A 10,102-nucleotide genomic window follows, 5' to 3' on the forward strand; every position below is an offset into this window, starting at 1 on the left:
GTGGTGAGGCCCACCGTCGCCGAGCGCGGCGAGCGGTTGCCGGCCGCGTCCCGGGCGTAGACGGCGAAGGTGCCCGCGGTCAGAGCGACTCCGTCGGCAGGCCCGCCTCCGTCCAGTCCTGGATGCCCTCGCGCTACTTGCGGACGTTCGTGTAGCCGAGGGCCGTCAGCCGGTCCGCGACCTGGCCGCTGTTGGCGCAGGCCGGGTTGGAGCAGTACGTGACGATCGCGGCGGAGCGGTCGGGGAGCAGGGCCGCCGCCCGCTCGTCGACCTCCCCCGGCGCCAGCGGCAGCGCGCCGGGCAGGTGCTGCTTGGCGTGGTACTCGCCGCCGAGGGCGTCCACGACCGTCACCGCTCCGGAGTCCAGTGCGGCCTTGAGCTCGTCCCGGGTGATCAGGGCAGTCATACGTGCACCTCCAAGAGAATCGGACTATAGTCCGCTTATGTCGCCCGACCGTACCGGACCGCAGTCCGCTTCTGCAACTCCCCTGGAACTGCTCCGCACTCCGCCGCCCAAGGAGCGCGCCGACGCGGCCCGCAACCGCTCGGCCGTACTGGAGGCCGCCGCCCGGCTGTTCGCCGAGCACGGCGTCGACGCCGTCTCGCTGGACCAGGTGGCCAGGGAGGCCGGCGTCGGCAAGGGGACGCTGTTCCGCCGCTTCGGCGACAGGTCGGGGCTGGCGGCCGCCCTGCTCGACAGCCGCGAGCGGGAACTGCAGGAGGCGATCCTGCACGGCCCGCCGCCGCTCGGCCCGGGCGCGCCGGACGCGGACCGCCGGGCGGCCTTCGCCGGGGCGTACACGGACTACCTGCTGGAACACCTCGCCCTGGTGCGGATGTCGGAGACCGCGTCACCCGGCGCCCGCTACCGCATCGGCGCGTACCGCTTCTGGCACCGGCATCTGACGATCCTGCTCGGCGGCGCCGAGGACCCCGAGCACACGGCTCACGCCGTGCTCGCCGCACTGGCCGCCGACCATGTCGCGGCGCTGCTGCCCGAACTGGGCGCGGAGCGTATCCGGGCGGGAGTCGTACGGATGGCGCGCCGGGCGGGCCGGGGCGAGGCCGAGGGCGGGGCGGCCCCGGAAGGGTGACCCGTGGGGTCTGCCCCGTGACCGCTCAGGCCGCGGCGGCCACCCGGTCCTGGGCCCGCTCCCCGTGGCCTTCGTCAGCGTCGTGCGGCAGCCGCAGCGCCGCCACCAGCGCCAGCGCCATCAGCCCCGCCGCCGCCGCGAACACCGCGTCCGTCGACGTCACGAACGCGTCCACCGCGCGTACGAACGCCGGACCGTGAAGGGACGCGATGTCGTCCGTAGTGCCGCCCGGGACCGAGGACGCGTACACGCGGGCGAGGAGCGTGCCGAAGAGGGCCGCGCCCAGCGCGCCGCCCAGGGTCTGGAAGAAGCGGATCGCCGTGGTGGCGACGCCCAGCTGCGCGGGCGGGGCGACCTGCTGGACGAGCACGATCAGCTGGCCGATCAGCTGGCCGAAGCCCATGCCGAGCAGCAGGAGCGCGCCGCGGATCGCCCACAGGCTGGTGTCCGTGCCGGAGGTGGCCAGCCACCCGAGGGCCAGCGCGGAGACGGCCGTGCCGCTGATCGCGAAGGTGCGGTTGGACCAGCCCAGGCGGCCGGCGAGCAGGCCCACGGCCGTCATCCCGGCGGCCATCGGCAGCAGGTACAGGGCGGCGGCGTCGGCCGCGATGCCCCGGGCGACCTGCAGGTAGATCATGACGTAGACCATGCCGCCCATGAGCGCCATGCCGATCAGGCCCTGGATGGCGAAGGCCGCGCGCAGCGTCCGGTCGCGGAAGAGGGTCAACGGCAGGATCGGCTCCGCGGCCGTGGACTGCCGCCACAGGAAGGCGGCCAGCAGTGCGAGGGCCAGGGCGACGAGGCCGAGGACGACCGGCGAGCCCCAGGCGTAGTCCTTGCCGCCCCACTCCGTGACGAGCAGCAGCGTCGAGGCGAAGGCCGCCGCCAGCGCCGCGCCCGGGTAGTCGATGCGGTGGGCGCGGGTGCGTCCGGGGAGCTGGAGGGCGTACGCGCCGACGGCCAGGACCGCGAGGCCGACCGGCAGGTTGACGTAGAAGATCCAGCGCCAGTCCGCGTGGTCCGCCAGGAGCCCGCCGAGCCACGGCCCCACCGCCATGCCCGCGCCGGCGACCAGTCCGCCGACCGAGGCGCCCCGGCCGCCGCCGCCTTCCTCCCCGGGGCCCTTGAGCTGGGCGATGACCACCATCGTGATGCTCATCAGCCCGCCGCCGCCGATGCCCTGCACGGCCCGCGCCGCGATGAGCTGGCCCATGTCCTGGGCCGCCCCGCAGAGTGCGGAGCCGGCGAGGAAGAACGCGACGACCGCCAGGAAGACGCGCTTGGCGCCGTAAACGTCGCTGAGCTTGCCGAGCAGCGGCAGCGCGGCCGTGGCGGCCAGCGAGTACGCGCTGATCAGCCAGGGGATCTTGGCCACCCCGTGGGCCGGGTCCAGGTCCCGGACGATCGGGACGGTCGCCGCCGAGACGATGTTCATGTCGAGCACGGCCAGCAGGACGGTGGCCAGGCAGGCGATGAAGCCGAGCTTGGTCTTCAGGGGCATGGGGGGCGACTGCGGCGCCCGGGAGGTCGTCATGGGCACCACCATGCCCGTAAAACATAGACCCGGTCAAGAATTTATCCGGGATGAAAATTCATCCCGGTCAACTCGGGTGTAGAGTGAGCCCATGGCGGAGGCGATGGGGCTGCGGGAGCGCAAGAAGCTCGAGACCGGACTGCGGATCTGGCGCACCGCGATCTCGCTCTTCAGCGAGCGGGGGTACGACGACGTCTCCGTGGCGGAGATCGCCGCCGCCTCGGACGTGTCCAAGATGACCGTCTTCAACTACTTCGGCAGCAAGGACGACCTGGTCTTCGCGCCGATGCAGGAGCACTTCGCCGACGGCGCCCGCGCGGTCCGCGACCGCGCTCCCGGCGAGTCGGCCGTGGCGGCGATGCGCCGCCAGTTCCTCGAGGCCCTCGAGGAGCGCGACCCCTCCGTCGGCGCCAGCGGCGACCCGATCACCCTGAAGGTGTTCCAGCTGGTGCAGGACACGCCCGTGCTCTTCTCCCGGGCCCGGCTGCTGGTGATCGACGCGGCCGAGGAGCTCGTCGGGGCGCTGCTGGCGGAGGACGGGAGCGCCGACGAGACGACCGCCCGGGTCGCGGCGGGCGTGCTCACCGCGACGCGCGCCGCCCTGATCGCGGCCAACCGCCAGCGCCAGGGCCGGGGCGAGTCCGCCGACGAGATCGCCGCCGCCTCCGCCGCCGAGGCCGAGCGGGCGTTCGCCCTGGTGGAGCACGGCCTGGGGGCGTACCCCGGACGGTGAGCGCGCCCGCCGGCCGTGGCAGGGATCACGTCGGCCCCGGCGGCTCCCGTGCCGGAGTGCTCGCAAACTGGCCTAGACTCGAAGCGTGCGACGTGGTGATGGACGACTCAACCACGACCTGATCCCGGGAGAGAAGGGCCCCCAGGACGCTTGCGGCGTCTTCGGTGTCTGGGCCCCCGGCGAAGAGGTCGCCAAGCTCACCTATTTCGGTCTGTACGCGCTGCAGCACCGGGGACAGGAGTCCGCGGGCATCGCAGTGAGCAACGGCTCACAGATCCTCGTCTTCAAGGACATGGGACTGGTCTCCCAGGTCTTCGACGAGACCTCCCTCGGCTCCCTCTCCGGGCATATCGCCGTCGGTCACGCCCGGTACTCCACCACCGGCGCGTCCGTGTGGGAGAACGCCCAGCCGACCTTCCGGGCCACCGCCCACGGCTCCCTGGCGCTCGGCCACAACGGCAACCTCGTCAACACGGCGGAGCTGGCGGCCCTCGTCGAGAAGCTCCCCGCCGAGGGCACCAGGGCGACCCGCGTCGCGGCCACCAACGACACCGACCTGGTGACGGCCCTGCTGGCCGGCCAGGTCGACGACGACGGCAAGCCGCTGACCGTCGAGGAGGCGGCACCGCAGGTGCTGCCGCAGGTCAAGGGCGCCTTCAGCCTCGTCTTCATGGACGAGAACACCCTGTACGCCGCCCGCGACCCGCAGGGCATCCGCCCGCTGGTGCTGGGCCGGCTGGAGCGCGGCTGGGTCGTCGCCTCCGAGACCGCCGCGCTCGACATCGTCGGCGCCTCCTTCGTCCGGGAGATCGAGCCCGGCGAGATGGTGGCCGTCGACGAGCAGGGTCTGCGAACCTCTCGATTCGCTGAAGCAAAGCCCAAAGGCTGCGTCTTCGAGTACGTCTACCTGGCCCGTCCGGACACCGACATCGCCGGCCGCAACGTCTACCTCTCCCGCGTGGAGATGGGCCGCAGGCTGGCGAAGGAGGCCCCGGTCGAGGCCGATCTGGTCATACCGACTCCGGAGTCCGGCACCCCCGCCGCCGTCGGCTACGCGGAGGCCTCCGGCATCCCCTACGGCACCGGTCTGGTCAAGAACTCCTACGTCGGCCGGACCTTCATCCAGCCGTCGCAGACCATCCGCCAGCTCGGCATCCGCCTCAAGCTGAACCCGCTGAAGGAAGTCATCAAGGGCAAGCGACTGGTGGTCGTCGACGACTCGATCGTCCGCGGCAACACCCAGCGCGCCCTGGTCAAGATGCTCCGCGAGGCCGGCGCCGCCGAGGTGCACATCCGCATCTCGTCGCCGCCGGTGAAGTGGCCCTGCTTCTTCGGCATCGACTTCGCCACCCGGGCCGAGCTGATCGCCAACGGCATGACCGTGGACGAGATCGGCAAGTCGCTCGGCGCGGACTCCCTCGCGTACATCTCGATCGACGGCATGATCGAGGCGACGACCATCGCGAAGCCGAACCTCTGCCGGGCCTGCTTCGACGGCGAGTACCCGATGGAGCTGCCCGACCCCGAGCTGCTCGGCAAGCAGCTGCTGGAGACCGAGGTGGCCGGCGGCCGCGACGCGGCCGACGCCCTGCGCCGCCCGTAACCGGAAACCCCGGACCGGACAGCGGCCCCAAGACCCCACGTAACCGAACACCAAGGGATCTCAGCCATGGCTGGTGCCAGCTACGCAGCTGCCGGCGTCGACATCGAGGCGGGCGACCGCGCCGTCGAGCTCATGAAGGAATGGGTGAAGAAGGCCACCCGCCCCGAGGTCGTCGGCGGCCTCGGCGGTTTCGCGGGCCTCTTCGACGCCTCCGCCCTCAAGCGGTACGAGCGCCCCCTGCTCGCCTCCGCCACGGACGGCGTCGGCACCAAGGTCGCCATCGCGCAGAAGATGGACGTGCACGACACCATCGGCCACGACCTGGTCGGCATGGTGGTGGACGACATCGTGGTCACCGGCGCCGAGCCGCTGTTCATGACCGACTACATCTGCGTCGGCAAGGTCGTCCCGGAGCGGGTCGCCGCGATCGTCAAGGGCATCGCCGAGGGCTGTGTGCTGGCCGGCTGCGCCCTGGTCGGCGGCGAGACCGCCGAGCACCCCGGCCTGCTGGGCGCCGACGAGTACGACGTGGCGGGCGCCGGCACGGGCGTCGTCGAGGCCGACCAGGTGCTGGGCGCGGATCGTATCCGTACGGGGGACGCCGTCATCGCGATGGCCTCCTCGGGCCTTCACTCCAACGGGTACTCGCTGGTCCGGCACGTGTTCTTCGACCGGGCGGGCTGGGCGCTGGACCGCGAGGTGCCGGAGTTCGGGCGGACGCTGGGCGAGGAGCTGCTCGAGCCCACCAAGATCTACTCGCTGGACTGCCTGGCTCTCATCCGCACCGCGGAGGTGCACGGCTTCTCCCACATCACGGGCGGCGGCCTGGCGAACAACCTGGCCCGGGTGATCCCGGACTCCCTGCACGCCACCGTCGACCGGTCGACGTGGACGCCGGGCGCGGTGTTCGACACGGTCGGCCGGCTGGGCGGGGTCGAGAGGGCCGAGCTGGAGAAGACGCTGAACATGGGCGTGGGCATGATGGCCGTCGTGCCCGAGCAGTCCGTGGACGTCGCGCTGTCGGTCCTCGCGGACCGGGGTGTCGACGCCTGGGTCGCCGGCGAGATCACGGAGCGCGGCGAGCGGTCCGGGGCGGTCACCATGACCGGGGACTACGCGGGCTGAGCCCGTCGGCAGGAGTGCCGCTGCCGGGGGTGCGCCCCCGGCAGCCGGAGCCCGAGAGCTGGAAAGCGGCAGGGCCGACAGTCGGCAGGGCTGCAAAAAGGCAGCAAAAAGGGCCCGCCGGGGACTCACCTCGGACTGGGCTCCCTTTTTGCTGCGGGGTTACGCGTAGGTGCTACGCCCCGCGACGACGCGATGCGGACTGGCCCGACGACTGCTCGTCGTCGTCCTCTTCGTCCTCGTCGTCGTCGTTGTAGAGATCCGCGTACTGTGCGTACGGGTCATCGTCCAGCTCATCGTCGTCCTCGAGCGGCTCACCATTCGGCGGCTGCTGAGGTGAAGATGCGCCCAGCTCGTTGGCCAGGCGTGAGAGATCCGTCCCACCGCTGTTGTACTTCAGCTGGCGGGCGACCTTCGTCTGCTTGGCCTTGGCCCGGCCGCGCCCCATGGCTCGACCCCCTTATACGGCGGGGCTCGACGGCCCCAGAGTCTTGACACGCGTTCATGATTCGGAACGGACTCTCGCGGGGAGAGACCGGTCCGTCGGGGTTCAACGGTACCTGCTTCTGCGTCCATACGGTACGCCGCTCGCAGGACGGGCCACGTCGCATGGCCCGGCTTCGCCCCTGTCCTTGCTGGTCAGGCCGATTCTATCGGCTGACGAGGCGCCGGCGGACGGTGCGTCGTGAGATGCGTAACGCCGGTCCGGGCACTTTGCGGTCGCGAACGCGCTGTGTGTGCTCGCCTACGGTGCGGGCACGCGAAGTGTGGGCGCCCCGCGCTCCGGGGCACCCACACTACAGACCGGGACGGGGTGGTCACGCGCGCTTCGCGTCGGCCATCCGCTGCTCGGCGATGCGGTCCGCGGCGACGGCCGGGGGGATGCCGTCGGCGTCGGCCTTCGCGAAGATCTCCAGCGTGGTGTCGAAGATCTTCGAGGCCTTCGCGCGGGCGCGCTCCATGTCGAATCCGTGCAGCTCGTCCGCGACCTGGATGACACCGCCGGCGTTCACGACGTAGTCCGGGGCGTACAGGACGCCGCGGTCGGCGAGGTCCTTCTCCACGCCCGGGTGGGCGAGCTGGTTGTTCGCCGCGCCGCAGACGATCTTCGCGGTGAGGACCGGGACGGTGTCGTCGTTCAGCGCACCGCCGAGGGCGCACGGCGCGTACACGTCCAGGGGGAGGCGGATCAGCTCGTCGGTGGTGGCAGCCACCCGTACCGACGGGTGCGCGGTGAGGACCCGCTCGACGGACTCCGCGCGCACGTCCGTGATCACGACGTCCGCGCCGTCCTCGACGAGGTGGTCCACCAGGTAGTGGCCGACCTTGCCGACGCCGGCGACGCCGACGGTGCGGCCCTTCAGCGTCGGGGCGCCCCACAGGTGCCGGGCGGCGGCCCGCATGCCCTGGAAGACGCCGTAGGAGGTGAGGACGGAGGAGTCGCCGCAGCCGCCGTTCTCGGGGGAGCGGCCCGTGGTCCACTGGTTGACCCGGGCGATGACGTCCATGTCCTGGACGTACGTGCCGACGTCGCAGGCAGTGACGTACCGGCCACCGAGGGAGGCGACGAAGCGCCCGTACGCGAGGAGCAGCTCCTCGGTCTTGATCTCCTCGGGGTCGCCGATGATGACCGCCTTGCCGCCGCCGAGCGCGAGGCCGGCCATGGCGTTCTTGTACGACATGCCGCGGGACAGGTTGAGCGCGTCCATGACGGCTTCCTCGTCCGAGGCGTAGGCGTGGAACCGGGTGCCGCCGAGGGCGGGCCCGAGGGCGGTGGAGTGGATGGCGATGACGGCCTTCAGGCCGGTCTCGCGGTCCTGGCAGAGGACGACTTGCTCGTGGCCGCCCTGTTCGGTCTGGAAGAGCGTCTGCAGGACAGAAGGTGCGAGCACGCTGCCGTCGGCGCTGACGGAAGACGATACGTCGGTCACGGTGGTGACTCCGGATGTTCGCGGGGACGCCCTCCTAAGGGTGGGGAGGGCCTGTCGATCCACAAGCCTAGAACGTCAGGTCCCTCCCGTGTGCCTCGGCGGCTCCCCAGCCGGGTAGGTGAGGTTCCCCAGTGTGGGGGAGACTCGATGCGGTGGCATCGAGCAGCGGGCAATCGCCCGCGGGTCGGAAAGGGGAGTGGGCGTGGCGCTCGTCTCGTCGGTGGTGGTTCCGTACGCCGCCTACCTGAGGGTCTACGAGCCCCTTGCCGCCTTCCCCGAGCCGGAGCGGGGCCACTGGTACCGCTACGCCCGGCGGGCGGACCGGCCCGGCGCGCAGGACGAGTTGCGCCGCTCCCTGGCCGATCTGGCCGGCACCCCGCCGGTGGCCGTGCCCCCGCACGAGAGCGACGAGGCGTTCGTCGCCGTGGTGGACGGGGTGACCTGTGTCTGCCCCTGGCGGACCCGGCTGCGCTCGTGGCTGGCCCTGCAGGAGCTGGAGCACGAGCTGCCCGACCCCGTGCTGCGCTCGGCGCTGCCGAAGGTGGTGCGCGAGCAGGCGGCCGCCGACTACGAGCGCTGGCGCGAGGAGAACCCGGACGCCCGCCCCTGGATCCGCACCGGCGTCTGGGCGGTCCCGGTCCGCTGGTTCGTCCTGTTCTCCGACGAGGAGCGCGAGTACGAGCCCGCGCCCCCCTCCGTGCCACCGGTCCCGGTGTTCCGCTACCGCACGCCGATGGCACAGGCGCGCCGGCGGGCGGCCCGGGGCCTGCGCGCGCTGCGGGACGCCTCGAAGGAGTACGACGAGACCGGCCGGCCGTCCCCCCACGAGGCCCTCATCGACGGGCTCCTGGACGTGGGGCGGTGGCTGGAGGAGTTCCATCCGCGCTCCCTGGTGGAGCTGGACTACGGCGGGCTCGTGCACGCGCTGCCGAAGGAGCATCTGGAGGGCGACCACTCGGCCGCGGACGTCGCCGAGGGGCTCGCCGCGCTGGCCGCGGGCGACGGCGAGCGGGCCGGGGCGGCGTACCGGAGGCTGACGGATCGTTGGGGACTGGTCAGGGACCGGCAGTTCGCGAGTTGAATCCGTAATCCAGTCCTGACATGCGAAACCTAGTGCGATGGGCGATTCCGGACTAAGGTCCTCCGCATGTGACCGAGGGTCACGGCGGGACGGGACCTATGGCCTGAGGTCATGTGACCTGAGTCCTGGGCAGGTTGGGACGTAGGTCCCGATCCGGGCCAAAGCCCCAAGCGTGATGGATTCCACGTACTGGGGCCTTGCCCCCATCCCATACCCTCGTGTCAAAATAGGACAAGGAGTCCAGGAGGGGTACCTTGCATCCAACTAAGGGTGGAATGCCGGGTATTGATCTCCATGGGGGGCCTTGTGGCCTCTGATGGCGCTGTGACTGATCGTTACGACCGGGTGACTGTCCGTTATGGCATGGTCCATCGGCTTCCGCTGGGGTTGAACACCTCAGAGGGCAATTCCATCGGTTTGAGCCACGGCGCTGGACAGATGGTGTAGTTGTAGTGCCGAGGACAAGCCGTTCGTCCTATAACCGACTCGACCCGCGTCCCGCCATTTCGGGCAACGTGGGTCAAGGTGCAGAATTTAGAGGAAAGAACCGAGATCAGTTCGGTTCTCCCGAGGAGGCCGCTCATGACCGCTCGCACCCCTGATGCCGAGCCGCTGCTGACCCCTGCTGAGGTTGCCACGATGTTCCGCGTCGACCCCAAGACGGTCACGCGCTGGGCGAAGGCGGGCAAGCTCACGTCGATTCGTACTCTCGGTGGCCACCGGCGCTACCGCGAGGCCGAGGTCCGTGCCCTGCTGGCGGGCATCCCGCAGCAGCGCAGCGAGGTCTGACCCAGTCGTCGGACCCCGTACGAGACAACTACATATCGGGGCATTTCGGGGCCCCCACCCCGAATCTGATGCCCACCCTGAACGTTCGATCGCGCTGGACTCCGCCGGGTCCAGCGCGATTGCGTTTTGCGTACACGGGGGGTCTGGGCCTGGACGAGGCCGACCACCTCGCCCACGACATCTGCGTGTTCGACCACGGCCGCGTCAACGCCCGC

The 10,102-nt window shown here is 71.1% G+C and carries 10 protein-coding genes; 6 read left to right on the plus strand and 4 right to left on the minus strand.

Going from position 1 to position 10,102, the window contains the following annotated elements:
- Positions 1 to 133: 133 nt before the first annotated feature.
- Positions 134 to 406: a rhodanese-like domain-containing protein gene (locus AB0M28_RS38585; protein ID WP_365415189.1), complete on the minus strand. Its 273-nt coding sequence runs from the start codon at positions 404 to 406 to the stop codon at positions 134 to 136.
- Between the two features lie 37 nt (positions 407 to 443).
- Here AB0M28_RS38585 and AB0M28_RS38590 point away from each other — a divergent pair, with 37 nt between their 5' ends.
- Complete coding sequence (locus AB0M28_RS38590) at positions 444 to 1,094, plus strand: helix-turn-helix domain-containing protein (protein ID WP_365415191.1); 651 nt, start codon at positions 444 to 446, stop codon at positions 1,092 to 1,094.
- A 25-nt stretch (positions 1,095 to 1,119) separates the two neighbouring features.
- On the opposite strand, the gene AB0M28_RS38595 is transcribed toward AB0M28_RS38590, so the two are convergent.
- Positions 1,120 to 2,595, minus strand: coding sequence for an MFS transporter (locus AB0M28_RS38595; protein ID WP_365415203.1), 1,476 nt, complete (start codon positions 2,593 to 2,595; stop codon positions 1,120 to 1,122).
- A gap of 124 nt (positions 2,596 to 2,719) precedes the next feature.
- On the opposite strand from AB0M28_RS38595, the gene AB0M28_RS38600 reads away from it, so the two are divergent.
- The 3 genes from AB0M28_RS38600 to purM all read left to right on the plus strand — a co-directional run bounded on the left by AB0M28_RS38600 (position 2,720) and on the right by purM (position 6,089).
- The gene (locus AB0M28_RS38600; RefSeq protein ID WP_365415193.1) at positions 2,720 to 3,361 is read left to right on the plus strand and encodes a helix-turn-helix domain-containing protein; all 642 of its coding nucleotides are present in this window, start codon (positions 2,720 to 2,722) and stop codon (positions 3,359 to 3,361) included.
- Positions 3,362 to 3,446: 85 nt separating this feature from the next.
- Positions 3,447 to 4,964, plus strand: coding sequence for an amidophosphoribosyltransferase (gene purF / locus AB0M28_RS38605; protein ID WP_365415195.1), 1,518 nt, complete (start codon positions 3,447 to 3,449; stop codon positions 4,962 to 4,964).
- Between the two features lie 57 nt (positions 4,965 to 5,021).
- On the plus strand, positions 5,022 to 6,089 hold the full coding sequence (gene purM / locus AB0M28_RS38610; protein WP_365415205.1) for a phosphoribosylformylglycinamidine cyclo-ligase: 1,068 nt from the start codon (positions 5,022 to 5,024) through the stop codon (positions 6,087 to 6,089).
- A gap of 172 nt (positions 6,090 to 6,261) precedes the next feature.
- Here purM and AB0M28_RS38615 read toward each other — a convergent pair whose 3' ends face one another.
- Both AB0M28_RS38615 and AB0M28_RS38620 read right to left on the minus strand, forming a co-directional pair.
- Positions 6,262 to 6,534: a DUF3073 domain-containing protein gene (locus AB0M28_RS38615; RefSeq protein WP_365415197.1), complete on the minus strand. Its 273-nt coding sequence runs from the start codon at positions 6,532 to 6,534 to the stop codon at positions 6,262 to 6,264.
- Between the two features lie 370 nt (positions 6,535 to 6,904).
- Positions 6,905 to 8,017 carry a Glu/Leu/Phe/Val dehydrogenase dimerization domain-containing protein gene (locus AB0M28_RS38620; RefSeq protein WP_365415199.1) on the minus strand — a complete coding sequence of 371 codons (1,113 nt, stop codon included), beginning with the start codon at positions 8,015 to 8,017 and terminating at the stop codon, positions 6,905 to 6,907.
- A 202-nt stretch (positions 8,018 to 8,219) separates the two neighbouring features.
- Here AB0M28_RS38620 and AB0M28_RS38625 point away from each other — a divergent pair, with 202 nt between their 5' ends.
- A complete protein-coding gene (locus AB0M28_RS38625; protein WP_365415201.1) occupies positions 8,220 to 9,098 on the plus strand; it encodes a hypothetical protein in 879 nt (292 codons plus the stop codon).
- 582 nt (positions 9,099 to 9,680) lie between these two features.
- The gene (bldC, locus tag AB0M28_RS38630; RefSeq protein WP_027749187.1) at positions 9,681 to 9,887 is read left to right on the plus strand and encodes a developmental transcriptional regulator BldC; all 207 of its coding nucleotides are present in this window, start codon (positions 9,681 to 9,683) and stop codon (positions 9,885 to 9,887) included.
- Positions 9,888 to 10,102 lie beyond the last annotated feature (215 nt).

This window comes from Streptomyces sp. NPDC051940 (genome assembly GCF_040680895.1).
Classification (GTDB): domain Bacteria; phylum Actinomycetota; class Actinomycetes; order Streptomycetales; family Streptomycetaceae; genus Streptomyces.

Excerpts from the sequence above, each read along its gene's own strand:
- AB0M28_RS38590 (WP_365415191.1), top strand. The coding sequence starts at position 444 with ATGTCGCCCGACCGTACCGGACCGCAGTCCGCTTCTGCAACTCCCCTG.
- AB0M28_RS38600 (WP_365415193.1), top strand. The coding sequence starts at position 2,720 with ATGGCGGAGGCGATGGGGCTGCGGGAGCGCAAGAAGCTCGAGACCGGA.
- bldC (WP_027749187.1), top strand. The coding sequence starts at position 9,681 with ATGACCGCTCGCACCCCTGATGCCGAGCCGCTGCTGACCCCTGCTGAG.
- AB0M28_RS38585 (WP_365415189.1), bottom strand. The coding sequence starts at position 406 with ATGACTGCCCTGATCACCCGGGACGAGCTCAAGGCCGCACTGGACTCC.
- AB0M28_RS38595 (WP_365415203.1), bottom strand. The coding sequence starts at position 2,595 with ATGCCCCTGAAGACCAAGCTCGGCTTCATCGCCTGCCTGGCCACCGTC.
- AB0M28_RS38615 (WP_365415197.1), bottom strand. The coding sequence starts at position 6,534 with ATGGGGCGCGGCCGGGCCAAGGCCAAGCAGACGAAGGTCGCCCGCCAG.